This window comes from Streptomyces sp. NEAU-174, assembly GCF_052665095.1.
This window is the reverse complement of the sequence record NZ_JBQTCE010000003.1, coordinates 132,360-157,733: the sequence shown is the minus strand read 5'-3', so window position 1 is coordinate 157,733 and position 25,374 is coordinate 132,360. Positions and strand designations below refer to the sequence as shown.

Here is a 25,374-nt window from a genome sequence, read left to right as displayed (position 1 = left end):
ACGCCTGTTGGGGACCTCACCGCGGTGGGGTCCCCAACAGGCATTGCGTACAAGGCTCAGCGACTCGACACCGCCTCGTCCGCGCCGGGCGACGGCGCGTCCTCGCCCGTGGACCCGGCGTTCTCCGCGCCGACCCGGCGCAGCGTCACCAGGACCAGGATCGCGCCCGCCACCAGGACCACCGCCCCGGCCCCGGACGCGATCCGCATCCCGTGGGTGAACGCCTCCCGCGCCGAGTCCAGCAGCTGCTCCCCGGCCCGCCCCTTCAGCGAACCCGCCACCGCGGCGGCCGCGCCCAGCGTCTCGCGCACCTGGTCGAGCGCGTCGGCGGGCAGTCCGGCGCCCAGCGAGTCCTTGACGTCGCTCCGGTAGACGGCGGTGCCGACGCTGCCGAGCACCGCCATGCCCATCGCCCCGCCGAACTCCTGCCCCGTCTCCAGCAGCGCGGCCGCCGAACCCGCCCGCTTCGGCGGGACGGTGCCGATCGCCAGGTCGGTGACCAGCGACATCACCGCGACGATCCCGCTGGCCAGGACGGCGGCGCCGATCAGCACGGTCCACAGCGCGTCCGTACCGGCCAGGGTCAGGATCCCGTAGCCGATGGCCGCGGTCGCGAAGCCCGCGCCGATCACATACGCCCGGTTGGCGCCGCGCTGGACCACCGCGGCCGCCGCGGGACCGGCGATGCCGACGCAGACGGACGGGGCCAGGCTCCACAGCGCCGCCTCCAACGCGCCCTTGCCGAGCACCGACTGGAGATACTGGGTGGTGAAGTAGGCCGAGCCCATCATGGCGAAGGTGGCCAGCGCGTTGAGCGCGATCGACGGGCCGAAGCCGCGGTGGTGGAACAGCGCCGGGCTGATCATCGCGTCGCGCCGGGTGCGCTGGCGCCGTACGAAGACGGCGCCGATGGCGAGACCGGCCACGATGGACAGCACCGGGATCAGGCTGACGCCGTTGTCGGCGGCGATCCTCTTCAGGCCGTAGATCACCGGCAGCACCGCGGCCATCGACAGCGGCACGCTCGGCAGATCGAACGCCCCGGGCGCGGGGTCCTTGAATTCCGGCACCAGGAGCGGCACCAGCGCCAGCAACAGCACCATCGCCGGGACGTTGATCAGGAAGACCGAGCCCCACCAGAAGTGCTCGATCATCACTCCGCTCAGCACCGAGCCCAGCGCGACTCCGCCCGCCATGGCCGACGACCAGATCGCGATCGCCTTGGCCCGCTGCTTCTCGTCGAGGAAGAGGTTGCGGATCAGCGCCATCGTCGAGGGCATCAGCGTGGCGCCGCCGATCCCGAGCACCGCCCGCGCGGCGATGAGCATCTCGGCGCTCTGCGCGTACGCCGCGGCGACGGACGCGGCGCCGAAGGCCGCGGCTCCCAACAGCAGCAGCTTCCGCCGTCCGAAGCGGTCGCCCAGCGCTCCCATGGTGATGAGCAGCCCGGCGAGGGCGAAGGCGTAGATGTCGAAGATCCACAGCTGCTGGGTGGAACTGGGGTGCAGCTCCCGGCTGATGGCCGGCACCGCGAAGTACAGCACCGACACATCCATGGAGACCAGGAGGAGCGGAAGCATCAGGACCACGAAGGCGGTCCATTCCCTGCGTCCGGCGCGCGGGCCGGTGGAAGTCGAGGTCATGACGGCGACTATACGGGCGTCTTAAACAAGCGTCTAGTACGGCTGTGTAAAACGCTCGTGTGAGACGTTCGTCTAGGACGGTCGTATGGGATCGGGATACCCTGGCGCCATGGGACATCGAGAGGATCTGCTGGCCGGGGCCAAGCGCTGCCTTGAGGAGAAGGGCTGGTCCCGTACGACGGCGCGGGACATCGTGGCCGCCTCGGGCGCCAATCTGGCCTCCATCGGCTACCACTACGGCTCCAAGGACGCCCTGATGCGGGAGGCGCTCTTCGCCTCCATGGGCGACTGGGCCGATGACGTCCAGCGCTCCCTCGAGGCGGACGCCCCGGCCGGTGAGGGGCCGGACGCCGGGCTGCGGGAGCGGTTCGAGTCCCGGTGGACCCGGGTGCTCGAGCTGTTCGACAAGCACCAGGCGGTATGGCGCTCCCAGTTGGAGGCCATCCTCCAGGTTCAGCACGACCCCGAGCTGCGCGCCGCCTTCGGCCGGGCCCAACCGGAGGGGCGCCAGGGGCTGGTGGGGCTGATCCACGGCATCGACGAGCGCGATGTGGACGAGGAGACCGCCCGGGTCATGGGCTCGTTCTATATGACGCTGGTGAGCGGGATGGTCGTCCAGATGGCCATCGACCCCGGCATCATGCCCAGCGCCCAGGACCTCGTCGAGGCGATGCGCCGGATCGTCGGCGACGCCCCGGACGCCCCGGACGGCCCAGACGCCCCGGATGCCCCCGCGGCCCCGACCTTGAGTGAGTGACACCAGCTTGTCTTGGCACCGTCGACGGGTGGTAGGGGGCTGCCGGGTGGTGCGCGCCTCGTGTAGAAAACGGCATGCAACCGGAACACGGGGAGGGCGGAACCATGCCGGAGGTTCACTTAGCGGCTCGGAGCGACCGCTTCGACGAAGACGACGACCGCTGGCGGACCCAAGTGCTTCTCCTGCATGGAGCACTCGAAGAGGCGGCGGGCCCTTTGGAGCGTCGCTTCGAGCCGGTCTCGGGAACCAAGGGAGCGCTCTCCGACGTGGTGCTCCACCTCACCGGCCCCGGGATCGTCGCGGGCGTCGTGGCAGCGCTCGCCGCGTGGCTCAAGCGTGATCGGGGGCGGAGTGTGCGTCTCACCTGGACTGTGGACGGCCGCCGTGGCGAGTTGACCGTGACGGGCACCACCATCGACAACGACACGCTGCGCAGCGCGCTGGAGCACGGCCTGCGCACGGCGGCGGGGAACTCCACGGCCGTCGACGAGCCGGGCGACCGGAACGGTGCCCTCGGTGAATGAGTCGGGGAGGGTGTACCGGGCGCTTCTGATCGGCAATTCCGAGTTTCCTGGCGACCCCGATCATCTGCGCTCCCTCCTGGGGCCACCGGCGGACGTCTCCCTGCTGGCAGCGGCCCTGATGGACCCCGACACCGGCCTGCACCAGGCCGACGCCGTTCGAACGGTCCTGGAGGAGACCGCACAGCGCATCAGGGACGAACTGGAGGAGTTCTTCGAGAGCGCGCTGACGCACGAACAGCTCTTCCTCTACTACAGCGGGCACGGCCTCCTTGACCTCCGCAACAGACTGCGCCTGTGCGCGCGCGACACCGCGGTCAAACGTCTTCAGGCGCGTTCCGTCGATCTTGAGTTCATCAACGGTCTGATCGACGGGTGCGCAGCACGGTCGATCGTCGTCATCCTGGACTGCTGCTTCAGCGGCGCCGCCGCCGTAAAGGGGCAGGATCCCGCAGCCCGGTTGGCGGGGCATGGACGTTTTGTGATGACCAGCTCCAGCCACGGGGATACGTCCGCCGATGCCGAGGAGGCAGGTGCGGCCAGCCCCTTCACGCGGCACCTGGTCACCGGGCTGAGGTCCGGTGCCCCTGGCCGGGACGGCCTTGTCACGGCGTATGACATATACCGATACGTTCACGGCCGACTGCGGGCCTCCGGGCAGATTCCGCACATGAAGACCGAAGCCGGGGTCGGCGCCATCCCGCTCGCGCGACGCCCACCGCAGCCGGCCGAAACGGAGACGACGGACGCTCCAGCCCGCGCCGCCGGAGATGACGCCGCTCCCCTCGACGTGCGCCCCGTCTTTACCGACCCCGATGGAAACCGGTCCCTGCTTGCCACGTACACCGACTTCAGCGGTGTCCTGCACGTCCACTTGCCCCAGCATGGGGTCGTCCTGACAACCCACCGCGACGAGATCACCGCGGCGGGCGAGGGCACACCCGTCACCGCCGAGCTGTACCGACACGCGGACGTCACGTGGCGCGATATCCATGCCCGCGTAAGCGGCCACAAGATGGCGGAGCTGCGTGCCGACAGCTCGGGCGGCGCCGTCTCGTTCGACTTGCCGGGCGACGCGGGCACCGTGGAGTGGCAGCAATCGCAGGTGCGCGCCTTCCGCCAGGCCGGCTCCCGAGGGCGCTGGCCTGGTACGCCTCTCGCACCGAACTCCACAGCCAACGAGTACAAAACCGACAGAGGCTACCGGCGCCTCAGGGCGGCTGCCTGGCGGGTCCTGCTGTGGTCACTATCGGCCCTCGTCCCCGTGACGGCGGTGCAGGGCGCCCTTACCGGAGACACATGGTACGAACGCGGCGGCCGAACAGTCATCGCCCTGGCCATCGGCGTCTGTGTGATCCAAGCACTCCGTTCCCTCGGGGACGCCTGGAGGTTTCTCCACATACGCAGCGTGCTGCGGAGCTCCGGCCTGTACGCCGTTCCGATGCTGATGAAGACCGGGTGGGAGGAGGAGGTCATTGCCGACAGCAGCAGCGGTGGGTTTATCGGTGGGTTCAAGGTGCACGACAAACCGTTCGCGTGGCTGCGGTACGACAGCGCGCCCCAGGCGCCGCCCGCGCAGGGCGAACCCGATGGAATCCTGCCAGAGGGGGAGGAATGGCCTATGTGGCGCTCACTCGCGGTACCCCTCCACCACTTCCACAGCCGGGACATCACTGAGCGGAGCGACCGGTCGGACAGATCGCGCATCGAACACGTTGAGGTCATCGGCACCCCGAAACCCGGGCGCTGGGTGATCATCCGCACCGAGGACGGCATGCTCTGGCCGCACGCCAAGGCCCAATGATGTATTGACTCCACAACGTCGTGCGCACTGTTTCCTGAGGGAACGCCGGAATCCAGGGTTCGTGCGTATGGCCACAGACCGCGAACATTGCGCACGGAACTCTGGAATTACGTATTCGCTGCGCATCCTTACCCGACATTGCGCATCGAGCGGCGGACCCTACATCGCTGTAGGGTCCGCGATTCGATGACCACTGGTTCCTGTGGAAACGCAGGAATCCGCGCTCGATGCGCACGCGTCGCGTCGGTTCAGCGTGAGCGATCGGGAGACCTGGACGCTGTGGTTGGTCACTGTCGGTAGAGGCTGTCAGGAGTGTGCCGGGCGAAGGCGGCCATCCGTCGGGCGTAACCGTCCGGGTCGCCGAAGTGCACCGCGAGGTGCTCGGCTCCAGCGGCCCGGAAGGCCTCGGCGGTGCGGGCGGCCTCGCCGACGGTGCTGTCCGGGCCATGCCAGTCGATCCGGGTGCCGGGGGACACAGCGCGGCCGTCCGTATGCGCCCGCAGGTACGCCAGCCGTTCGGCGAACGCTGCCGGGTCCAGGCCCACGCCCTGCCAAACGTCGGCATAACGGGCCGCCCGACGCAGGGCGGCGTCTGTGACACCGCCGGTCATCACCGGCACCGGACCGTCGGGGCGTGGCTCGAAGACGCCCCTCTCGAAGCCGTACCAGCGGCCCTCGAAGGGCCCCCGGCCGACCCGGAACAGGTGCCGGAGCAGTGCGATGGCTTCGTCCGTGCGGGCCGCCCGGCTCCGAAAGTCGGCGCCGACGGCGGTGAACTCGCGTTCGTCCCAGCCGATCCCCACGCCCAGGGCGATCCGTCCGCCGGACAGCCCGTGGAGGGTCGCGACCTGTTTGGCCACCACGAAAGGACTGCGCAGGGGCAGGACGAGCACGGAGGTGCCGAACCGGATCCGGGTGGTCGCGGCTGCCAGCCAGCCCATGGTCACCAACGGTTCGAGGACCCCTCCGTACACCGGGCCGTACTCGCCGGGCGGCAGGATGTGGTCGGGGAGCCATGCCGTGTCGTAGCCGAGGGCCTCGGCCTGCCGTGCCAGGTCGGCGAGTCGGCGCGGGTCGGCCCCCGCGGCCTCGTTCGGGAGGACGACCTGTAGTTTCACTCCGCCTCACCGTCCTGCCCTTCCGAAAGCGAAAGGGGGTGGAGAAAGTCGAGGACGGGCTTCAGCCACTCCTCCGACCGCTCGACCATGACCACATGGTCACTGTCGATCTCCGTATACCGCGCGCCCCGGATCCCGGCCGCCAAGGCGCGGGAGCCGGCAGGCAGGACCATGCTGTCGGCGGTCGTCGCGACGACCAGCGTCGGGACGGCGACTTCGGCCAGGTCACCGGTGGTGTCGAGGGAGGGGATCAGGTCGATGTGCGGGTGGAGTGCGGGCGGCACCTCGGCCCGCCAACCGGGGAGGAGGCCGAGCACATGGTCGTCGGGCCGCGCGAACCCGGCGGTCAGTACGAGCGCGGTCACCCGCTCGGGATGGCGTACGGCGGCGCGCACCGCCACCAGCGTGCCGAGCGAGAAGCCGAGCACCGCGAACTGGCCGACGCCGCGCCGTACGGCGGAGTCGACGACCGCGTCCGTGAGCTCATCGAGGTCCAGTGGGGCGGCGGCGACCGGGGTGCCACCCGAGCCGGGGTAGTCCGGGGCGACGACGGTGTGGGCGGCGGCGAGGGCGGGCAGAACCGGGGCGAAGTTGTCTTCGATGCTGCCGGTGGCTCCGTGGGCGAGCAGCAGTCCTGGGCCGGTTCCGGTGACGGTGGTGGCGAGGGCGGGGAATGAATCGCGCATGCCTCGTACGTTGACCCATCACACCGGTGTGAAGGTCAAGTCCCAGGCGTGGTGAGGAGAATCGGTGCTGATAGGCGAGTTGTCACGGCGGACTGGAGTGGTGGCCCGGCTGCTGCGGTACTACGAGGAGCAGGGCCTGCTGTGCCCCGACCGCGACAGCAGCGGATACCGCGTGTACGCGCCCGACGCCCCGTACATCGTCGCCCGCATCCGGGGCATGCTGGCGGCCGGGCTGACCACCGACGCCATCCGCGAGATGCTGCCGTGCGCCACCGACGCCGGGCCGGGGATCGAGCCCTGCCCGGAGGTACTGCGGACGATGACCGCGCACCTGGAGCGGATGGACGCAGACATCGCGGATCTGCACCGCCGCCGGGCCGCGCTGGCCGCGTTCCGTGACGCGACCGAGGCGCGGCAGGGGCAGGCGCAGGCTCACTGAAGGGCGCCGGCCGCCTTGATGCGGGCACCTTGCCGACCACGATCATGGTGCCGTGCCAGGTCACGGAAACTTTCCCGCCGCGATGGGCAGGTGCACGGGGACTCGCCGTTCTCCGTACAGTCATGGTCTTGCGCTTGCCCTACCCCGGACTACTAAGCACCCAGAACGCGGTGCCCCGAAAGATCGCAAGACCGACGAACGGCAGTTACGGTCCGGAGTCATTGCGCACCGAAGCCCGAATCTGCCCATTTACTGTGCATCAAGCACTGACAGTGCGCATGAAGACGCGGACCCTACAGCGGTCCGAGACGCGCCGCCTTCAGCGTCATATGGAGCAGCAGCCGGTCCTCGCCCGCGTCCAGGTCGAGACCGGTCAGCTGCCGCACCCGCGAGAGCCGGTAGTACAGCGTCTGCCGGTGGATGCCCAGCCGCTGGGCGGTGCGTCCGGCCTGGCCCGCGCAGTCGAGGAAGGTCTCGGCGGTGCGGGCGAGTTCGGCGTGCGCGGGCTCCAGCAGGGGCCGTACGGCGGCGTCGGGCGGCAGCGCGGGCAGCGCGGCCAGCAGCCGGTACGGGCCGATGGCGGACCACTCCGCGACCGGGCCCAGGTGGGCGTCGGCGTGCGCCGCCCGCGCGGCGGCCAGCGCCTCCTGCCAGGCGGCGGGCAGATCCTCCAGCCCCCGCCGGGGCGCGCTGACCCCGGCGGCGGCCCTGGACGCCGGTCTCCCCGGGCTCCCGCCGTCCGCCGTGGCCCTGGGCGAGCGCAGCAGCTGCTCGGCCGTCGCGCGGGCCGGGTCCAGGGCGGAGGCCGCGCGCAGCCGGACCAGCGCCGCCAGCCCCGCGCCGGGCGCCCCGGACACCCCTGCCGCCCCGGACGTCCCGGATACCCCTGCCGCCCCGGACACCCCCGCCGCCGCGTCCCCCGGCAGCGCGCACGCGGCCACGATGCCCGGCAGATGCGGAAGACCCGGGTGGTCCGCGTCCTCGCCGGTCCCCGGCGTCCACGGCACCACCGCCACCAGCGCCAGCGGCCCGTCGGCCGCTCCGCGCAGCGCGGCCCGCAGCCCGGCGCGGGCGGCGTCCCGCCCGGCCGGCGGTCCGGTCAGCGCGTCGCGCAGCAGCTCGCCGAGCTCCTCCCCGGCCCGCGCCTCGGCGGCCAGCAGCGCCCCGATGCGGTCCGCGGTCTCCATGGCGCGGGCCAGCCGGGGGTCTCGCGCGCCCGCCGGGCCGCCCAGCTCCAGATCGGCGAGATGGCCGTCGTCCAGCAGCCAGACATAGCCGTGCACCACCCCGCGGTGCCGGACGGGCAGACAGATGCGGCCCATGAACACCCCGGCCGCCGGGTCGGGCGGGATCCGCAGCGGCGCCTGCGCCCGGGCGATCCCGAACGCCTCGAACCAGGCCCGCACCGCCGCCGTTGAGCGGCGCTGGAGGATCGAGCGGGTGCGCACCGGGTCCAGCGCGGGCTCCGCCGCTTCATCGCTGTCCTCGCTGTCCTGGACGCCGAACGCGATCAGGGCGAAGTCGCGGTTCTCCAGGGTCGCGGGTGCCCGGAGCACCGCCGTGATCTCGTCCACCAGCTGCTGGTAGTCGTCGCGCATGGGTCCCGCCTCTTCCCGCTTTCGCCCCTCACATTCTCATACAGATGTCTGAGATCCCGGCCACGGATGCGTGACAGCTGTCGATGGTCCGGAATCAGCGCCATCCTTAAGTTTCACGGTGAGTTGCCATTGCCGTTCATCGGCCGTCATCGTGGAGGTGCCCCGTGCTGGGACCCGTGCTGCTCGCCGCTTCGCGCAGTGCCGCCATCCGCCGTATCGTCTCGGCCGCGCCGGTCACCCGACCCATGGTGGACCGCTTCGTCGCCGGGGAACGGCTGGCCGAGTCCCTGGGGGCGGTGCGGGCGCTGACCGCCCGCGGCCTGGACGTCACCCTGGACCATCTGGGCGAGGACGTGACCGACCGGTCCGAGGCGCTGCGCAGCCGTGACGCCTATCTGGCCCTGACCGAGGCGCTGGCCGCCGAGGGGCTCGCCGGGCACGCGGAGATGTCCGTGAAGCTCTCCGCCTTCGGCCAGGCGCTGCCCGGGGGCCACGATCTGGCGCTGGCCAATGTGACCCCGGTGGTGGAGGCCGCCGCCGCGGCGGGCACGACGGTCACCCTCGACATGGAGGACCACACCACGGTGGACTCCACCCTCGCCATCCTCGGCGAGCTGCGCGGCCGCTTCCCGCAGACCGGCGCGGTCCTCCAGTCCTATCTCTTCCGGACCGAGGACGACTGCCGGGCGCTGGCCGGGGAAGGCTCCCGGGTGCGGCTGGTGAAGGGCGCGTACAAGGAGCCGGCGAGCGTCGCCCACCAGGACAAGCGCGAGGTGGACCGCGCCTATGTGCGCTGTCTGAAGATCCTGATGGCCGGTGACGGCTACCCCATGATCGGCTCGCACGATCCGCGCATGGTCGCCATCGCCCAGGACCTGGCGCACCGCCTCGGGCGCAAACTGGACGAGTACGAGTTCCAGATGCTGTACGGGATCCGCGTGGCCGAGCAGGACCGGCTGGTGGCGGAAGGTCACCGTATGCGGGTTTACGTCCCGTATGGCACAGACTGGTATGGGTACTTCATGCGCCGCCTCGCGGAGCGTCCCGCCAACCTCACATTCTTCCTGCGCTCGCTGGTCGGCCGCCGCTGACCGCTCCCGGGATCGCAGACCTCGTAAACCCCCGACGCCCCCGACGATCGAAGGAGACAACGGCCATCATGGACGCCGTCACCCAGGTCCCCGTGCCGGTGAACGAGCCGGTGCACACCTACGCACCCGGCACCCCGGAGCGCGCCCGCCTCGAGACCAAGCTCAAGGAGCTCGGCGAGAACCCCATCGATCTGCCGATGACCATCGGCGGCCAGAAGCGGATGGGAGCGGGGGAGCGCTTCGACGTCGTCCAGCCGCACAAGCACTCAGCCCGTCTGGGCACCTACGGCAACGCCACCCAGGGGGACGCGCAGGACGCGATCGACGCCGCCCTGGCCGCGGCCCCGGCGTGGCGCGCGCTCAGCTTCGACGACCGCGCCGCGGTCATCCTCAAGGCCGCCGATCTGCTCTCCGGCCCCTGGCGGGAGACGCTCGCCGCGTCCACCATGCTGGGCCAGTCGAAGACCGCGCAGCAGGCGGAGATCGACACCCCCTGTGAGCTGATCGACTTCTGGCGCTTCAACGTCCACTTCGCCCGCCAGATCCTTGCCGAGCAGCCGGTGACCAACTCGCCCGGGGTCTGGAACCGCACCGACCACCGGCCGCTGGAGGGGTTCGTCTACGCGATCACCCCCTTCAACTTCTCCGCCATCGCGGGCAACCTCCCGACCGCCCCCGCCCTGATGGGCAATGTGGTGGTCTGGAAGCCGTCCCCGACCCAGACGCACGCCGCCGTGCTGCTGATGGAGCTGCTGGAGGAGGCCGGGCTGCCCAAGGGCGTGATCAACCTGGTCACGGGCGACGGCAAGGAGGTCTCCGAGGTGGCGCTGGCCCACCCGGACCTCGCGGGCATCCACTTCACCGGTTCGACCCGGACCTTCCAGTACCTGTGGAAGACGGTCGGCAACAACATCGAGAACTACAAGACCTATCCGCGGCTGGTCGGCGAGACCGGCGGCAAGGACTTCATCGTCGCGCACCCCTCGGCCGACCCGGCGGTGCTGAAGACGGCGATGACCCGCGGCGCCTTCGAGTTCCAGGGCCAGAAGTGCTCCGCGGCCTCCCGCGCCTATGTGCCGCGCTCCCTGTGGGAGAACGGCCTCAAGGAGGAGTTCGCCACCGAGGTCAACGGGCTGACCATGGGCGATGTGACCGACCTCGGCAACTTCATGGGCGCCGTCATCGACGAGCGCGCCTTCGCCAAGAACAAGGCGGCGATCGACCGGGCGAAGTCCGACCCCACGGTCGAGGTCGTCGCGGGCGGCTCCTACGACGACAGCGAGGGCTGGTTCGTCCGCCCGACCGTGCTGGTCTCCACCGACCCGGAGAACGAGATCTTCAAGGACGAGTACTTCGGCCCGATCCTCGGGGTGCACGTCTACGAGGACGAGGAGTACGACGCGATGCTGCGGCAGATGGAGTCGGCCGCCCCGTACGGGCTGACCGGCGCCGTCATCGCCCAGGACCGCGCGGCGGCGGCCGCCGCCTGTGAGGCGCTGCGCTTCGCGGCCGGCAACTTCTACATCAACGACAAGCCGACCGGTGCCGTCGTCGGCCAGCAGCCCTTCGGCGGCGGCCGCGCGTCCGGCACCAACGACAAGGCGGGCGCCAAGCAGAACCTGATGCGCTGGACCTCCACCCGCTCCATCAAGGAGACCCTGGTCCCGCCGACCGACTACCGCTACCCGCACATGGGCTGACCCTCGAGCCCCGGCGACCCGCGCCCCCGGACCGCACCGAAGTGGCCCGGGGGCGCGGTGCTGTCAGGGGGCGCGTCGGGGGAAATCTGTGGACGCCCGATACGCGGCGGTGCTAGCGTCAAGCAGTCAAGTAGGCACTATTTACCGCAGTTTACGTGGGTAACCAGGCGCGGGAACGCCCACGGACGTGCGATCGGCCGCCGTTGGTCGAGGTCGGACGGGGGTCGGCCTCGATCATCGGCGTGGCGCCGAGAGATGATCACCCTGGGTCAGTGGCCGATGTCGCCCTGTTCGCGTCTCAGATAGTAGGACGTCCGACTAATTGTGCAGACACTGACGCTCCGCTGCCTTACTTTTGTGGAAGCCGAACGTCTCGCTGCATCCAGCGATGGCGGCCGCGGCCGGTGCACATCGCGCAGGTGACCCCTGCCGCACCCAGGCCCCCGCCCCTTCCGGCAGCCACCTTCTCGGGGAGCTTTCCTTCCTCCCGGGCGTCACCGGGTTCAGCAGAGGAGATGTGATCATGGCCGAGACGACTGTCCGCAGGATCCGCCGCAAGACCGACAACACCGACCGAAAGAAGGCCGCCGCCGCACTTCAGCGCGCCCTCGACCGCCGGGACAACGGCGGCGCCACCGGTCACTGACGCCGGGGCCGGGTGACCTCGAAGCGGTCGACCCGCTCGCCCGACTCCGCCAGGGCCGTGACCGTGAGCCTGGGGCGGGGGCCCGGCGCCACCTCCACCGCGAGGAACGAGAAGCCGGTGTAGCGGACCCGGGACCAGTCCGCGCTGTCCCGGTTCTTCTCGCCGTCCTCGGTCCAGTGGTAGGTCTTCACCTCGTCGAGCTCCTTGACGTGCCCCTCGTAGCTGTCGGGCACCGGGAACTCGTACAGCTTGGCGCCCGCCCCGCCCGCCGTCACATAGACGATCCCGTCGCGCACCGCGTCGGCGCTCCCCTCCACCGGGACCCGGCGGGCGACCTTGCCGCCCCGGAGGGCGTCGGTCCGCTCGTAGACGTGGTTGTGGCCGTTGATGACCAGGTCCACCTGGTGCTTGTCGAACAGCGGCACCCACGCGTCGCGCACCCCGCCGTCCGAGGCGTGGGCGCTGGTGGTGGAGTAGGCGCAGTGGTGGAAGAAGACCACCAGGAAGTCGATGCCGGGCCGCTTGCGCAGCCGCGCAAGCTCCCGGTCCAGCCAGCGGGTCTGCGCCCCGTCCGTGTACCCCTTGTTGGCCGGCATCTCGTACGACACGTCATTGGCGTCCAGGGCGACCACGCCCACGTTCCCGTAGACGAACGAGTAGACGCCGGGCGCCTTGCGCGGGTCCGGGCCGTTCCCGGGCAGCGACCAGCGGGCCAGCTGGCCGCCGTAGCCGTCGGGGGAGTACCACGCCTCCATGTCGTGGTTCCCGGTCGTCACCATCCACGGCACGCTCGCCGCGACCGAGTCGGTCTGGGCGAGGAAGGAGTCCCAGACCCGGGCGTCATAGAGGTCGGACTTCTTCCCGTGGCCGGTGGTGTCCGCGTAGCACAGATCCCCGGCGTGCAGATGGAACGATGGATTCTGGCCAAGGATCAACTGGTCGTTGGCGAGCGCGTCATAGCTCACCCCCTGGTCGCCGAAGGCGGTGAAGACGAACTTCCCGGGCCGCTCCGGCGCGGTGCGGAAGGTGCCCACGGACGCGAAGTGACGCGGCTCGGCCGGATCGCGGTCCGCGTGCCCGACGCCGTAGTAGTAGGTGACCCCGGGGCGCAGGTCGTCCACGGCGGCGTGCAGATAGAACTGGTCGACCGCGGGCAGCGTGTCGCTCAGCGACGGGGTGTGCAGATGACGGACCTCGGCCTCGACCTCGCGGGTGAGCTCCAGCGGGCTGGTGCCGATCCGCACATACGGCTTGCGCACCGCGAACGGCACCTGCCAGGAGATCCGCATCTGCGTCCGCGGATCGGCGCCGAAGGCCAGATGACGGCCGAAGGGGGCGACCAGCGCGCCGTCCACCGTGGCGGCCCCCGTCCTCGGGCTCGGGGCCGGCGCCGGCTTGGTGTCGGCGGCGCACGCCGCCCCTCCCAGCAGCCCCGCCCCCGCGACCGTGCCCGCCGTGGCGGCGCCCCGGCGCAGCACCCGGCGGCGGGAGAGCCGGGCCCGCAGATACTCGTGCTGCTCCGCCATGGTCATCCGCCGGGCGAGCCGCTCCGGTACGCCGAACCGTGGTGTGTCCATGGACCGGAATGTCCCCCGAGCGGTCAACAGCGCCCCATACAGGGGATGAACGCGTGATTGCCGCTGGGCGGCCGTCCGAATGGTGGAACGCCTATGTCAATCCATGGGACGAGCGGTAGGGTCCCGGTATGTCTCGCAGCATTCGCCTCGCAGTGATCCCCGGTGACGGTATCGGCCAGGAAGTCGTGGCCCAGGGCCTGAAGGTCCTCTCCGCCGCCCTTCCGCAGGACGTGAAGCTGGAGACGCGCAGTTACGACCTCGGCGCCCAGCGCTGGCACGCCACCGGCGACACCCTGCCGGACGCGGAGCTGGAGTCGCTGAAGGATCACGACGCGATCCTGCTCGGGGCCATCGGCGACCCCTCGGTGCCCTCGGGCGTGCTCGAGCGCGGGCTGCTGCTCAAGCTGCGCTTCGCCTTCGACCACTACGTCAACCTGCGTCCGTCGAAGCTCTTCCCGAACACCGCGACCCCGCTGGCCGGCCGCCCCGACATCGACTTCGTGGTCGTCCGCGAGGGCACCGAGGGCCCGTACGTGGGCAACGGCGGCTCGATGCGCACCGGTACCCCGGACGAGGTCGCCACCGAGGTCAGCCTGAACACCGCCCACGGTGTCGAGCGCGTGGTCCGGGACGCCTACGAGCGGGCCAAGGCCCGGCCGCGCAAGAAGCTGACCCTCGTGCACAAGAACAACGTCCTGGTGCACGCCGGCCACCTGTGGAAGAACATCTTCGACCGGGTCGGCCAGGAGTACCCAGAGGTCAGCACCGACTATCTGCACGTCGACGCCGCGACGATCTTCTTCGTCACCCAGCCGGAGCGGTTCGACGTGATCGTAACCGACAACCTCTTCGGTGACATCCTTACCGACCTCGCCGCCGCCGTCACCGGCGGCATCGGGCTCGCCGCGAGCGGCAACATCAACCCCTCCGGCGCCTTCCCGTCGATGTTCGAGCCGGTCCACGGCTCCGCGCCGGACATCGCGGGCACCGGCAAGGCCGACCCGACGGCGACCGTGCTGTCGGTGGCCCTGCTGCTGTCGCACCTCGGCTACGGGGACGAGGCGGCCCGTATCGAGACCGCCGTCGCTTCGGACCTCGCCGAGCGGGACGCGGCGGCGCCGCGCACCACCGACGAGATCGGCGACGCGCTCGCCGCCCGAGTATCCGGCTGACCCCAGCCTGTGCCGACGCGCGGCTGGGTGCGACGATCGACCTCGGGCCGCGCGTTCCACCACGTTCCTTCCCCGGCCCCACCTAGGAGATAATCCCCGGTGGGGCCGCTGTGTGAAGAAGAGCTTGGACGTCCTAGTACCGCTTGCGGGCAGGATGGTGAAAGCGCGGTCCGCCACAACCAAAGGTGAAGGACTACCTGCCATGACGACGCCCACGATCGAGCTCAAGCCCTCCTCCCACCCCCTGCCCGCCGCCGAGCGGGAGAAGATCCTGGCCAACCCCGGATTCGGCCGCCACTTCACCGATCACATGGTGACGGTCAAGTGGACGGAGGGCCGTGGCTGGCACGAGGCCCAGCTCGTGCCGTACGCCCCGCTCTCGCTCGACCCGGCGAACATGACGCTGCACTACGCCCAGACGATCTTCGAGGGGCTCAAGGCGTACCGCCGGCCCGACGGCACCGTGGCCACGTTCCGCCCCGACCAGAACGCCGAGCGGTTCCAGACGTCCGCGCGCCGCATGGGCATGCCGGAGCTCCCCGTCGAGACCTTCATCGCGGCGTGTGACGCGCTGGTCACCCAGGACAAGGCGTGGGTGCCGGGCCACGGGGAGCAGTCCCTGTACCTGCGGCCCTTCATGTTCGCCACCGAGGTCGGGCTCGGTGTCCGGCCCGCGAACGAGTTCCTCTTCGTGGTGATCGCCTCCCCGGCCGGGGCCTACTTCCCCGGCGGTGTGCGGCCGGTCTCGGTCTGGCTCTCGGAGGAGTACGTCCGCGCGGCGCCCGGCGGCACCGGCGCGGCCAAGACGGGCGGCAACTACGCGGCCTCCCTGGTCGCCCAGGCACAGGCCGCCGAGCAGGGCTGTGACCAGGTGGTCTGGCTGGACGCGATCGAGCGCCGCTGGATCGAGGAGATGGGCGGGATGAACCTGTACTTCGTGTACGGGAACCGCATCATGACCCCCGAGCTGTCCGGCTCGCTGCTGCCGGGGATCACCCGCGCCTCGCTGCTGGAGATCGCCGCCGACCTCGGCTACGAGGTCACCGAGGGCCGGATCTCCGTCGACGACTGGCGCGAGGGCAACGCCGACGGGACCCTCACCGAGGTCTTCGCCTGCGGTACGGCGGCCGTGATCACCCCGGTCGGCTCGGTCAAGTCCGCCCGGGCGAGCTGGACGGTGGCCGACGGTGAGCCGGGCGAGGTGACCATGCGGCTGCGCAAGTCGCTGCTGGACATCCAGACCGGTGCCGCCCCGGACCCGCATGGCTGGATGCACCCCCTGGGCTGACCTCGGGGCGTCACCTCGTTGACGCCAGGGGTTCGCATCCTGAGACGGATGAGAGCGCGGGGGCGGAATGTGCCAGACTGCCTCCGTGCCCTCGTTCGTCATGATTATTGGCAGCAGGCGCGCCGGTCCGCAGTGACCGCCCGTACGACCCGGTACAGGGCGGCCATCGTGCCCCAGACCCGCGCGCAGACCTCTCGCACCCGCGAGGGGTCTTTTCGTTTTCCGGACCATCCCGCCGGACGCGAAGCGTGAGGGATCATAGGAGGGCGCGGAACCGGATATTCCGGTAGACCGAGACCATCCGACAGGAGCCAGACCAACCATGAAGGATCTGCCCGACGACGGCTTGCATGTCTTCGACACCACCCTGCGCGACGGAGCGCAGCGCGAGGGCATCAACCTCACGGTCGCGGACAAGCTGACCATCGCCCGTCACCTGGACGACTTCGGCGTGGGCTTCATCGAGGGCGGCTGGCCCGGCGCCAACCCGCGCGACACGGAGTTCTTCGCCCGGGCCCGCGCCGAGATCGACTTCAAACACGCCCAGCTGGTGGCGTTCGGCGCCACCCGCAAGGCGGGGGTGCGTGCCGAGGACGACGCCCAGGTCAAGGCGCTGCTGGAGTCCGGGGCGCCGGTGATCACCCTGGTGGCGAAGTCCCACGACCGCCATGTGGAGCTGGCCCTGCGCACCACGCTCGAGGAGAACCTCGCGATGGTCCGGGAGACCGTCGCGTATCTGCGGTCCCAAGGCCGCCGGGTCTTCCTCGACTGCGAGCACTTCTTCGACGGCTACCGGGCCAACGCCGGCTATGCCAAGCAGGTCGTCTCCGCCGCCCACGAGGCGGGCGCCGAGGTGGTGATCCTCTGCGACACCAACGGCGGCATGCTCCCCGGCCAGATCGACGCGGTGGTCCGCACCGTGCTGGCCGACACCGGGGCCCGGCTGGGCATCCACGCCCAGGACGACACCGGCTGCGCGGTGGCCAACACCCTCGCCGCCGTGGACGCGGGCGCCACCCACGTCCAGTGCACGGCCAACGGCTACGGCGAGCGGGTGGGCAACGCCAACCTCTTCCCCGTCGTCGCGGCCCTGGAGCTCAAGTACGGCCGCCGGGTGCTGCCGGAGGGCGCCCTGGAGGAGATGACCCGGATCTCGCACGCGATCGCCGAGGTCGTCAATCTGACGCCGTCCACTCACCAGCCCTATGTGGGTGTTTCCGCCTTCGCGCACAAGGCCGGACTCCACGCCTCCGCGATCAAGGTCGATCCGGATCTGTACCAGCACATCGACCCCGAGCGGGTCGGCAACACCATGCGGATGCTCGTCTCCGACATGGCCGGCCGGGCGTCGATCGAGCTCAAGGGCAAGGAGCTGGGCATCGACCTCGGCGACGACCGGGCGCTGGTGGGCCGGATCGTGGAGCGGGTCAAGGAGCGGGAGCTCGCGGGCTACACCTACGAGGCCGCCGACGCCTCCTTCGAACTGCTGCTGCGCCAGGAGGTCGAGGGCCGCCCCCGCCGCTTCTTCCGGGTCGAGTCCTGGCGGGCGATCGTCGAGGACCGCCCGGACGGCACCCACGCCAACGAGGCCACCGTGAAGCTGTGGGCCAAGGGCGAGCGCATCGTCGCCACGGCGGAGGGCAACGGCCCGGTCAACGCGCTGGACCGGGCGCTGCGGGTGGGTCTTGAGCGGATCTATCCGCAGCTGGCCACGATGGAGCTGGTGGACTACAAGGTCCGCATCCTGGAAGGCAAGCACGGCACCGAGTCCACCACCCGGGTGCTGGTCTCCACCGCGGACGGCCAGGGGGAGTGGTCGACCGTGGGCGTCGGGGAGAACGTGATCGCCGCGTCCTGGCAGGCCCTGGACGACGCCTACGCCTACGGGCTGCTGCGGGCCGGAGTGGACCCGCAGGAGTGACGCCGGCCGGGCGGCGGGACATGCGGATGGTACGGCTCCGGCGGCCGCCGGAGTAGGGTGCGGGGAGCGGAGCGCGGCCGACGTGCTCCGTTGCCCGATCCGGCCGCACGGCCGCTCCGGCGGACGGCGCCCATCCGGGTGGTCGCGCCCGCCCCCCGCACGGTCACAGCCTGGAGGTTTGTGGGGTGCCGACAGGGCCGATAGTCCTTTAGGACACCAGGTAGTGGGAAAGCCGCTGTCCAGTTCTGTTCCGCCTGCCCACCAAAACGCCCCTGACGTTGTAGGGAATTGACATGCGTTTCCGGGGGCCCGGGAACGTACCGTCATTGCATGACCAATCTCGAAGGTGCGCCTGCTGAGGCGAGTGACGTTCGCGGGCGCGTCGCCGAGCTGCACGCGATTCGCGAGCAGGCTCGGCGCGGCCCGAGCGAGCGGGCGACCGAGGCTCAGAAGGCCAAGGGGAAGCTGACTGCTCGCGAGCGGATCGATCTGCTGCTTGACGAGGGGTCCTTCAACGAGGTGGAGCCGCTGCGGCGGCATCGTGCGACCGGGTTCGGGCTCGAGGCCAAGAAGCCTTACACCGACGGTGTCGTCACCGGCTGGGGGACCGTCCACGGACGGACGGTGTTCGTCTACGCACACGACTTCAGGATCTTCGGCGGGGCGCTGGGGGAAGCCCACGCGACCAAGATCCACAAGATTATGGACATGGCCATCTCGGCCGGGGCACCGCTGGTGTCCCTCAACGACGGCGCCGGTGCCCGTATCCAGGAGGGCGTCTCGGCGCTCGCCGGTTACGGCGGCATCTTCCAGCGGAACACCAAGGCGTCCGGTGTCATCCCCCAGATCAGTGTGATGCTCGGCCCGTGCGCGGGCGGCGCGGCGTACTCCCCGGCGCTGACGGACTTCGTCTTCATGGTCCGGGAGACCTCGCAGATGTTCATCACCGGACCCGATGTGGTCCAGGCGGTGACGGGCGAGAAGGTCAGCCAGAACGGACTGGGCGGCGCGGATGTGCACGCCGAGACCTCGGGCGTGTGCCACTTCGCCTACGACGACGAGGAGACCTGCCTCGAGGAGGTCCGCTACCTCCTGTCGCTGCTGCCGCAGAACAACCGCGAGAACCCGCCGACCGTCGAGTCCGACGACCCGGCCTCCCGGCGCGGCGACGCGCTCCTGGACCTCGTCCCGGCCGACGGCAACCGGCCGTACGACATGCGCAAGGTCATCGAGGAGATCGTCGACGACGGTGAGTACCTCGAGGTCCACGAGCGCTGGGCGACCAACATCATCTGCGCGCTGACCCGGCTCGACGGCCAGGTGGTCGGCATCATCGCCAACCAGCCGCAGTCGCTGGCCGGGGTGCTGGACATCGAGGCGTCGGAGAAGTCCGCGCGCTTCATCCAGATGTGCGACGCCTTCAACATCCCGCTGGTCACCTTCCTCGACGTGCCCGGTTTCCTGCCCGGTGTGGACCAGGAGCACGGCGGGATCATCCGGCACGGCGCCAAGATGCTGTACGCGTACTGCAACGCCACCGTGCCGCGGATCTCGGTCATCCTGCGCAAGGCGTACGGCGGTGCCTACATCGTGATGGACTCCCAGTCCATCGGGGCCGACCTGACCTACGCCTGGCCGACCAACGAGATCGCGGTGATGGGCGCCGAGGGCGCCGCCAACGTGATCTTCCGCCGTCAGATCGCCGGAGCCGACGACCCCGAGGCCATGCGCGCCCGCATGGTCAAGGAGTACAAGTCCGAGCTGATGCACCCGTACTACGCGGCCGAGCGGGGGCTGGTCGACGATGTGATCGACCCGACCGAAACCCGTGAGGTCCTCATCCGGTCCCTGGCGATGCTGCGCGACAAGCACGCCGACCTGCCGTCCCGCAAGCACGGCAACCCGCCGCAGTAACCCCTCACGTTCACGACCTCGCGCGGGGCACGCGCGACCAAGGGAGAAGAGAACACCGTGAGCACACCCAGCGATATCGCCGATCCCGCCGCCGCGGCGGCGGCCACCCTGGTCCGGGTCGAGAAGGGCCACGCCGACGCCGAGGAGCTCGCCGCGGTCACCGCGGTGCTGCTCGCCCGCGCGGCCGCCGGCACCCACCGGACCGCCGGCTCCACCCGCCCGAGCCGCAGCGCCGCCCGCTGGCGCCGTCTGGAGCGCCGCCCGGCGTTCAGCGCGCCGCACAGCTGGCAGGGCTGACCGCCCACCGGCGCCGCCGGGTCGGGTCGGCCGCACACCGCCCGGACGCCCGAGAAGGCCCGGCCAAACGCACAAATCCCCTGTTCTCCTTCGGAGAGCAGGGGATTTTGGCTTCCGCCGTCGGCCTCGGCTAGCGCAGCCGGGCCATCAGCGCGTGCTCGACCAGGGTGATCAGCGCGCTCTTGGCCTCGCTGCGGTGGCGGGCGTCGGTGGTGATGATCGGCGCGTCCGGGCCGATCTGGAGGGCCTCGCGGACCTCTTCGGGGTTGTAGGGCTGGTGCCCGTCGAAGCCGTTGAGGGCGATGACGAACGGCAGCCCGGAGTTCTCGAAGTAGTCCACCGCCGGGAAGCAGTCGGCGAGGCGGCGGGTGTCCACCAGGACGACCGCGCCGATGGCGCCGCGGACCAGGTCGTCCCACATGAACCAGAAGCGGTCCTGGCCGGGCGTGCCGAACAGGTACAGGATCAGGTCCTGGTCCAGCGTGATGCGGCCGAAGTCCATGGCCACCGTGGTGGTGGTCTTGTCCGGCGCGTGGGTGAGATCGTCGATCCCCGCCGAGGCGGAGGTCATCACGGCTTCGGTGCGCAGCGGGTTGATCTCCGAGACCGCGCCGACGAACGTGGTCTTGCCCACGCCGAAGCCGCCCGCCACCACGATTTTCGCGGAGGTGGTGGAGCGGGCTGCACCGCTAGAGCTTGCGAAGTCCACTGAGCACCCTTTCGAGCAGTGTCACGTCAGGCTGACCGCCGGCGGACTCGTCGCCGCCGGGCTGATGGATCGCGACGAGCCCCGCCTCGGCCAGGTCGGCTACGAGGATGCGGGCTACGCCGAGAGGAATGGTGAGCAGTGCGGAGATCTCGGCGACCGACTTGATCTCGCGGCACAGGTGGCAGATCCGCTGGTGCTCGGGCAGTTGGCCCTGGAGCTGAGCGGGGTCGGCCGTGGTGTGCACCAGCGCCTCGATGGCGAGCTGGTACCGGGGCCGGGTCCGGCCCCCTGTCATGGCGTACGGGCGCACCAGAGGGTTATGGGTGCCGCCCGCGGGGGAGGAAGGTTCCGGGGCGGGGCGCTCAGGCGGCTGTACGGGCTCGATACGGGGCGCGGGCGGCGCGTCGTACCAAGACCCCTCCGACGGCCCGGGAGGCGCGTAGGAGGGCGTGTACGGCTGTTGCTGGGGCCGCTGCGGCTGCCGCCGCGGGGGCTGCTGCTCCCGCTGGGGCTCCGGCTGCTGTGGGGAGCGGGCCTGGCGGCTGGGTGCGGAGGGGAAGTTGTAGCGCTTCACTGGGCCCTCTCCGCGCGGCTCGGACGGCTGCCCGTGGGCGTACGGATATCCGCTAGGGGGCGTTGCCACGTGTCCTCCTCCAACTCGCCTGTCTTGCCGGTCGCGCCACCGCACCCTATGGCGCGGTGGCGCGAAACGCACTCCATGTTTGCTAGTTGAGAAGACTGCCCTGCAATTCCGCGCGGAGATCCGGGGTGAGGACGTTGCCCGCGCGATCGACCAGCAGGGCCATCTCGTAGCCGACGAGACCGATGTCGCACTCGGGGTGGGCGAGCACCGCGAGGGAGGATCCGTCGGAGATCGACATGATGAAGAGGAAGCCTCGTTCCATTTCGACGACGGTCTGGTTGACCACGCCGCCTTCGAAGATGCGGGAGGCTCCGGAGGTGAGCGAGGTCAGGCCGGAGGCCACCGCCGCCAGTTGATCGGCTCGGTCACGGGGGAAGCCTTCGGACATCGCCAGAAGGAGTCCGTCGGCGGAGACCACCACCGTGTGGGACACCCCGGGGGTGTTGTCCACAAAGTTGGTGATCAACCAGTTCAGGTTCTGCGCCGCCTGGCTCATCGGGCTCACACTAACGCTCCTGATCGTAGGTGCTGCCGGGGCCGAAGCCCTGTTGGTCATGCTGGTCACGCCCGGGGGTCCCGGACCTCGCGTCGCGCCCCCGCTGGACGCCGCGGCGCAGGTTGCTCAGCCTGCCGCGGACGTCCTCCGGGGCGCGGGAGACCTGGGGGCCGCCCTGTCCGGTCGGCTCCGCGGCGCCCTCGACCAGATTGGCCTTGGGCACCCGGCGGGGCAGGCCGGACGATGTGACCCCGCCGGCCTTCGGCTCGCGCAGCCGCTCGGCACGGTGCCAGCGCTGGTCGTTCTCCGACTGCCACGGGGCACCGTCCTCCTGCTGTTGGGGAGCCTGATGGGGCCGCTGCGGCGCCGCGGGGGCCGCCGGATCCCCGACCATCCCCTGTGCCCCTGTCTCCTCGGACGGCTGCCACTGCTTGTCACGACGCGGAAGCCCGGCGTCGGTCATCGAGTGGATTCCGCTCGGGGAAGGGCCCGGACGGTGGAACTCTACGCGGTCCCGGGAAACTTCGGGAGCGCTGGGTCCCGATTCCGCTTCGGCCCCGAACTGCGACGCGAAGGGCATCTCGAAAGATCCGGAATCGCCCCACTCTCCCTGCTGAGAGGGTGAGTTATAGCCGATGTACGGCTGCTGTTCGGATTCCGTTTGAGTTGTGTAATCCGCTTCCGGTTGCGTAAAGGCGGAATTCTGGTACCCGGACTGCGCGGGCGGATCGGAAGCGGCCTGGTCATGGCGCGGGTCCTGCTCGGGCGGGGTGGCCCCCATTCCGCTGTACTGGCCCAGGAACTGGTTCTGCCCCTGGTCCCGGTCGTAGGCGGAGTCGTCGAAGCCCAGCTCGGCGGCGGTGCGCGAGGACAGCTCGCTCGCGTCCTCGTAGGAGAGGGCGGGCTGCGGCTCGGGAACGATCCGGGAGACCGTGAAGTCGTCCTGGGGCAGCTCCTCGCCGCCACCGCCGTGGGTGATCGCCTCGGGCAGCATCACCAGCGAGGTGGTGCCCGCCAGCTCCCCGGAGGGGCGCAGCTGGACCCGGATGCCGTGCCGGTCGGCGAGGCGGCCGACCACGAACAGGCCCATGCGCTGGGACACCGAGGCGTCCACCGTCGGCGGATTGGCCAGCTTGTGGTTGATGTCGGCGAAGTCCTCGGCGGTCAGGCCGATGCCCTTGTCGTGGATCTCCACCACCACCCGGCCGTCGGGCAGCCGGGTCGAGGTGACCCGCACCTTGGTGTGCGGGGAGGAGAAGGTGGTGGCGTTCTCCAGCAGCTCGGCCAGGAGGTGCACCAGGTCGGTCACCGCGGTGCCGTGGATCTCGCTCTCGGAGATCCCGGCCAGCTCGATCCGCTCGTAGGACTCCACCTCCGAGGAGGCGGCCCGCAACACGTCGATCAGCGGCACCGGCTGGTTCCAGCGCCGGCCGGGCTCCTCGCCCGCGAGGATCAGGAGGTTCTCGCCGTTGCGCCGCATACGGGTGGCCAGGTGGTCCAGCCGGAACAGGTGCTCCAGCTGGTCCGGATCGGCCTCCCGGCTCTCCAGTTCGGAGATCAGGGTCAGCTGCCGCTCGATCAGTCCCTGGTTGCGACTGGAAAGGTTGGTGAAGATCGCGTTGACGCCGCCGCGCAGCATCGCCTGCTCGGCCGCGAGCCGGATCGCCTCGCGGTGCACCTGGTCGAAGGCGCGGGCCACCTCGCCGATCTCGTCCCGGGTGTTGATCGGGATCGAGCTGACCCGGGTGTCCACCCGTCCGGGGTCGGTCCGGGAGAGCTGGTCGACCACCGCCGGCAGCCGCGTCTCGGCGACGTCGAAGGCGGCGTTGCGCAGTTGCCGCATCGAATGGCTCATCGAACGGGCCATCCGGGCGGCCACGAAGAAGGCGGCGAGGAGTGCCAGCACCACGATCGCGCCGTTCACGATCGCGTCGCGCCGGGCGTCCGAGGAGATCTGCGCCGCCTCGTCCACGGCCTTGTTCACCAGGGTCTGCTCGACGTCCCGGTAGGCGTTGAACTTGATCGTGGAGGCGTTGAACCAGGTATCCGGGGTGACCCCCTGGGCGGCCAGCGCGGAGGGGCTCGCACCGCTGCCCATGGCCTTGAGCATCTTGTCCATGCCGGGCGGCGCCACGAACTTCTTGCCGTCCGCCTCGGCCTTCCGCTTCGCCTCGGCGATTTGCGTCTGCGCACGCTTCTCGGCCGTCTTGAGGGTGTCCTCGAGCCGGGTCACGTCCTGCGGGGTGCCGGCGGCCTCGAACTCCCCGAGCGCGATGCCCTCGAGGTAGACGTACGAGGTGAAGGCGGTGAGCTGGGTCTTGCGGTCGGTCGTGGACGGGCCGGGCTTCACCAGCAGATGGGTGCCGATGGAGCGCTGGAGCGACTCCGCGCCCTTGGCCAGGGATACCGCGTAGACGGTACGGCCGTATGACGTGATATTGCCGGTGCCCAGGCCGAGTTCATTGGCGAACTCGGTCAGCCCGTGCTCGACGGCCACATAGCCCTCTTCGGTCTTCACCCCGTCGAGGCGGTCGGTGTAGGCGTTCCGGCGCAGGGCGGCCAGCTGCGGTTCGCTGGCCCTGAAGGCTTTGAGGCGGCGTTTCAAGCTGGGCGTCTGCGGCATGTCGGCGACGGCCTTGTCGAAATCCTTCTTCGCCGCGTCGCTGGCGGCCCGGGCCTTGGAGACCGTGGCCTCGTTGGTGCCGCTGAGCAGCGGGCCCGCGGTCAGGTCGCGCTCGTTGACCAGGGCGTGGGCGTAGGTGGTGGCGGCGCGGACGACCTGGGCGGTGCGCTCGGCGTCCCGCGCCTCGTTCCAGGTGGAGACCGAGGAGGCGACCTGGAAGCCACCGAAGACCAGGGCGACGAGCACGGGGATGAGCAGGATCGCGTACAGCCGGCCGCGCACCCGCCAGTTCCGAGGGGAGATCCGGCCACCACTGGGTGCGGGTGGCTCCGCTGCCTCGGCGGGCGACGCCGCTGTGCCTGTACGCGGCGGCGGGGTGAAGTTCCCTCGCGCCTCTTGCGCGGGGTCCGGCTTGCTTCGCCTCACTCGACCAACAACCTCTCGGCATCGGCACCTGATTCGTGCCGTTCCCAGCTGAGCCCTGACTGCCCAGTTCAGCGAATTCCAGCACGCCGCGCGGGTGCTTTCCAAACAGTGCGCAAAGCGCTCAGTGGGTTGTCTGGACCAGAGAAAAAACGGGCGTTACGGCTGAGATCTGTCGAATAACGAACTATTTGAGTGCGCACCGGAGCTGTGCGATCGCGCTCTGTATCGACAGCCGGTGCATATCTCTGTCGAAACGTTATGAATGACGAGCGGGCCGTGTCGTTCGACACAGCCCGCCCTACGTC

21 protein-coding genes are annotated in these 25,374 nt (G+C 70.3%); 12 read left to right on the top strand and 9 right to left on the bottom strand.

Annotation, left to right across the window (positions count from 1 at the left end; all coding sequences use genetic code 11):
* Positions 1–56: 56 nt before the first annotated feature.
* Positions 57–1,643, bottom strand: coding sequence for an MFS transporter (locus ACT2CW_RS10090; RefSeq protein WP_445516309.1), 1,587 nt, complete (start codon positions 1,641–1,643; stop codon positions 57–59).
* 109 nt (positions 1,644–1,752) lie between these two features.
* Here ACT2CW_RS10090 and ACT2CW_RS10085 point away from each other — a divergent pair, with 109 nt between their 5' ends.
* From ACT2CW_RS10085 to ACT2CW_RS10075, 3 genes are all read left to right on the top strand, one after another.
* Positions 1,753–2,400: a TetR/AcrR family transcriptional regulator gene (locus ACT2CW_RS10085; RefSeq protein ID WP_445516308.1), complete on the top strand. Its 648-nt coding sequence runs from the start codon at positions 1,753–1,755 to the stop codon at positions 2,398–2,400.
* A 104-nt stretch (positions 2,401–2,504) separates the two neighbouring features.
* Complete coding sequence (locus ACT2CW_RS10080; RefSeq protein WP_445516307.1) at positions 2,505–2,924, top strand: effector-associated constant component EACC1; 420 nt, start codon at positions 2,505–2,507, stop codon at positions 2,922–2,924.
* Between the two features lie 10 nt (positions 2,925–2,934).
* Positions 2,935–4,725 carry a caspase family protein gene (locus tag ACT2CW_RS10075; RefSeq protein ID WP_445516306.1) on the top strand — a complete coding sequence of 597 codons (1,791 nt, stop codon included), beginning with the start codon at positions 2,935–2,937 and terminating at the stop codon, positions 4,723–4,725.
* A 287-nt stretch (positions 4,726–5,012) separates the two neighbouring features.
* Here ACT2CW_RS10075 and ACT2CW_RS10070 read toward each other — a convergent pair whose 3' ends face one another.
* Both ACT2CW_RS10070 and ACT2CW_RS10065 read right to left on the bottom strand, forming a co-directional pair.
* Complete coding sequence (locus ACT2CW_RS10070) at positions 5,013–5,843, bottom strand: TIGR03619 family F420-dependent LLM class oxidoreductase (protein WP_445516305.1); 831 nt, start codon at positions 5,841–5,843, stop codon at positions 5,013–5,015.
* Complete coding sequence (locus ACT2CW_RS10065) at positions 5,840–6,529, bottom strand: alpha/beta fold hydrolase (protein ID WP_164431656.1); 690 nt, start codon at positions 6,527–6,529, stop codon at positions 5,840–5,842. The genes ACT2CW_RS10070 and ACT2CW_RS10065 overlap by 4 nt, the downstream gene beginning before the upstream one ends.
* Positions 6,530–6,593: 64 nt before the next feature.
* Between ACT2CW_RS10065 and ACT2CW_RS10060 the strand changes: the two genes are divergently transcribed.
* Positions 6,594–6,968, top strand: a complete 375-nt coding sequence (locus tag ACT2CW_RS10060; protein ID WP_445516304.1) for a MerR family transcriptional regulator — start codon at positions 6,594–6,596, stop codon at positions 6,966–6,968.
* A 293-nt stretch (positions 6,969–7,261) separates the two neighbouring features.
* Here ACT2CW_RS10060 and ACT2CW_RS10055 read toward each other — a convergent pair whose 3' ends face one another.
* Positions 7,262–8,566 (bottom strand): PucR family transcriptional regulator, encoded by a 1,305-nt coding sequence (locus ACT2CW_RS10055; RefSeq protein ID WP_445516303.1) that lies wholly within the window; start codon positions 8,564–8,566, stop codon positions 7,262–7,264.
* 164 nt (positions 8,567–8,730) lie between these two features.
* Between ACT2CW_RS10055 and ACT2CW_RS10050 the strand changes: the two genes are divergently transcribed.
* The 3 genes from ACT2CW_RS10050 to ACT2CW_RS10040 all read left to right on the top strand — a co-directional run bounded on the left by ACT2CW_RS10050 (position 8,731) and on the right by ACT2CW_RS10040 (position 12,003).
* On the top strand, positions 8,731–9,657 hold the full coding sequence (locus tag ACT2CW_RS10050) for a proline dehydrogenase family protein (RefSeq protein WP_445516302.1): 927 nt from the start codon (positions 8,731–8,733) through the stop codon (positions 9,655–9,657).
* Positions 9,658–9,725: 68 nt separating this feature from the next.
* Entirely contained in the window at positions 9,726–11,357 is a 1,632-nt protein-coding gene (gene pruA / locus ACT2CW_RS10045) for an L-glutamate gamma-semialdehyde dehydrogenase (protein ID WP_445516301.1), read from the top strand.
* 523 nt (positions 11,358–11,880) lie between these two features.
* The gene (locus ACT2CW_RS10040; RefSeq protein WP_020868213.1) at positions 11,881–12,003 is read left to right on the top strand and encodes a hypothetical protein; all 123 of its coding nucleotides are present in this window, start codon (positions 11,881–11,883) and stop codon (positions 12,001–12,003) included.
* On the opposite strand, the gene ACT2CW_RS10035 is transcribed toward ACT2CW_RS10040, so the two are convergent.
* Positions 11,997–13,580, bottom strand: a complete 1,584-nt coding sequence (locus ACT2CW_RS10035) for a purple acid phosphatase family protein (RefSeq protein ID WP_445516300.1) — start codon at positions 13,578–13,580, stop codon at positions 11,997–11,999. The genes ACT2CW_RS10040 and ACT2CW_RS10035 overlap by 7 nt on opposite strands.
* A gap of 128 nt (positions 13,581–13,708) precedes the next feature.
* Here ACT2CW_RS10035 and ACT2CW_RS10030 point away from each other — a divergent pair, with 128 nt between their 5' ends.
* From ACT2CW_RS10030 to ACT2CW_RS10010, 5 genes are all read left to right on the top strand, one after another.
* Positions 13,709–14,752 (top strand): 3-isopropylmalate dehydrogenase, encoded by a 1,044-nt coding sequence (locus ACT2CW_RS10030; protein WP_138917353.1) that lies wholly within the window; start codon positions 13,709–13,711, stop codon positions 14,750–14,752.
* Positions 14,753–14,954: 202 nt separating this feature from the next.
* Positions 14,955–16,040 carry a branched-chain amino acid aminotransferase gene (locus tag ACT2CW_RS10025; RefSeq protein WP_445516299.1) on the top strand — a complete coding sequence of 362 codons (1,086 nt, stop codon included), beginning with the start codon at positions 14,955–14,957 and terminating at the stop codon, positions 16,038–16,040.
* A gap of 322 nt (positions 16,041–16,362) precedes the next feature.
* A complete protein-coding gene (gene cimA / locus ACT2CW_RS10020) occupies positions 16,363–17,961 on the top strand; it encodes a citramalate synthase (protein WP_445516298.1) in 1,599 nt (532 codons plus the stop codon).
* Between the two features lie 330 nt (positions 17,962–18,291).
* The gene (locus tag ACT2CW_RS10015) at positions 18,292–19,875 is read left to right on the top strand and encodes an acyl-CoA carboxylase subunit beta (RefSeq protein ID WP_182470756.1); all 1,584 of its coding nucleotides are present in this window, start codon (positions 18,292–18,294) and stop codon (positions 19,873–19,875) included.
* A gap of 57 nt (positions 19,876–19,932) precedes the next feature.
* Complete coding sequence (locus tag ACT2CW_RS10010) at positions 19,933–20,172, top strand: acyl-CoA carboxylase subunit epsilon (RefSeq protein ID WP_078559055.1); 240 nt, start codon at positions 19,933–19,935, stop codon at positions 20,170–20,172.
* Between the two features lie 130 nt (positions 20,173–20,302).
* Here the strand turns inward: ACT2CW_RS10010 and ACT2CW_RS10005 are convergent, their stop codons facing one another.
* The 4 genes from ACT2CW_RS10005 to ACT2CW_RS09990 form a co-directional block, all read right to left on the bottom strand.
* Positions 20,303–20,881 (bottom strand): GTP-binding protein, encoded by a 579-nt coding sequence (locus tag ACT2CW_RS10005; protein ID WP_075200410.1) that lies wholly within the window; start codon positions 20,879–20,881, stop codon positions 20,303–20,305.
* A complete protein-coding gene (locus tag ACT2CW_RS10000; protein ID WP_086879637.1) occupies positions 20,862–21,524 on the bottom strand; it encodes a DUF742 domain-containing protein in 663 nt (220 codons plus the stop codon). Before ACT2CW_RS10000 ends, ACT2CW_RS10005 begins: the two co-directional genes overlap by 20 nt.
* An 82-nt stretch (positions 21,525–21,606) precedes the next feature.
* Positions 21,607–22,020, bottom strand: a complete 414-nt coding sequence (locus ACT2CW_RS09995) for a roadblock/LC7 domain-containing protein (protein WP_020868201.1) — start codon at positions 22,018–22,020, stop codon at positions 21,607–21,609.
* Positions 22,021–22,030: 10 nt separating this feature from the next.
* Positions 22,031–25,069: a sensor histidine kinase gene (locus tag ACT2CW_RS09990; RefSeq protein ID WP_445516297.1), complete on the bottom strand. Its 3,039-nt coding sequence runs from the start codon at positions 25,067–25,069 to the stop codon at positions 22,031–22,033.
* Between the last annotated feature and the right edge of the window lie 305 nt (positions 25,070–25,374).

What these genes read in the sequence shown, in the direction of transcription:
- ACT2CW_RS10025 (WP_445516299.1), top strand. Translation starts at nt 14,955, where the DNA reads ATGACGACGCCCACGATCGAGCTCAAGCCCTCCTCCCACCCCCTGCCC.
- ACT2CW_RS10065 (WP_164431656.1), bottom strand. Translation starts at nt 6,529, where the DNA reads ATGCGCGATTCATTCCCCGCCCTCGCCACCACCGTCACCGGAACCGGC.
- ACT2CW_RS10040 (WP_020868213.1), top strand. Translation starts at nt 11,881, where the DNA reads ATGGCCGAGACGACTGTCCGCAGGATCCGCCGCAAGACCGACAACACC.
- cimA (WP_445516298.1), top strand. Translation starts at nt 16,363, where the DNA reads ATGAAGGATCTGCCCGACGACGGCTTGCATGTCTTCGACACCACCCTG.
- ACT2CW_RS10035 (WP_445516300.1), bottom strand. Translation starts at nt 13,580, where the DNA reads ATGGACACACCACGGTTCGGCGTACCGGAGCGGCTCGCCCGGCGGATG.
- ACT2CW_RS10055 (WP_445516303.1), bottom strand. Translation starts at nt 8,566, where the DNA reads ATGCGCGACGACTACCAGCAGCTGGTGGACGAGATCACGGCGGTGCTC.
- ACT2CW_RS10080 (WP_445516307.1), top strand. Translation starts at nt 2,505, where the DNA reads ATGCCGGAGGTTCACTTAGCGGCTCGGAGCGACCGCTTCGACGAAGAC.
- pruA (WP_445516301.1), top strand. Translation starts at nt 9,726, where the DNA reads ATGGACGCCGTCACCCAGGTCCCCGTGCCGGTGAACGAGCCGGTGCAC.
- ACT2CW_RS09995 (WP_020868201.1), bottom strand. Translation starts at nt 22,020, where the DNA reads ATGAGCCAGGCGGCGCAGAACCTGAACTGGTTGATCACCAACTTTGTG.
- ACT2CW_RS10030 (WP_138917353.1), top strand. Translation starts at nt 13,709, where the DNA reads ATGTCTCGCAGCATTCGCCTCGCAGTGATCCCCGGTGACGGTATCGGC.
- ACT2CW_RS10090 (WP_445516309.1), bottom strand. Translation starts at nt 1,643, where the DNA reads ATGACCTCGACTTCCACCGGCCCGCGCGCCGGACGCAGGGAATGGACC.
- ACT2CW_RS10085 (WP_445516308.1), top strand. Translation starts at nt 1,753, where the DNA reads ATGGGACATCGAGAGGATCTGCTGGCCGGGGCCAAGCGCTGCCTTGAG.
- ACT2CW_RS10015 (WP_182470756.1), top strand. Translation starts at nt 18,292, where the DNA reads ATGACCAATCTCGAAGGTGCGCCTGCTGAGGCGAGTGACGTTCGCGGG.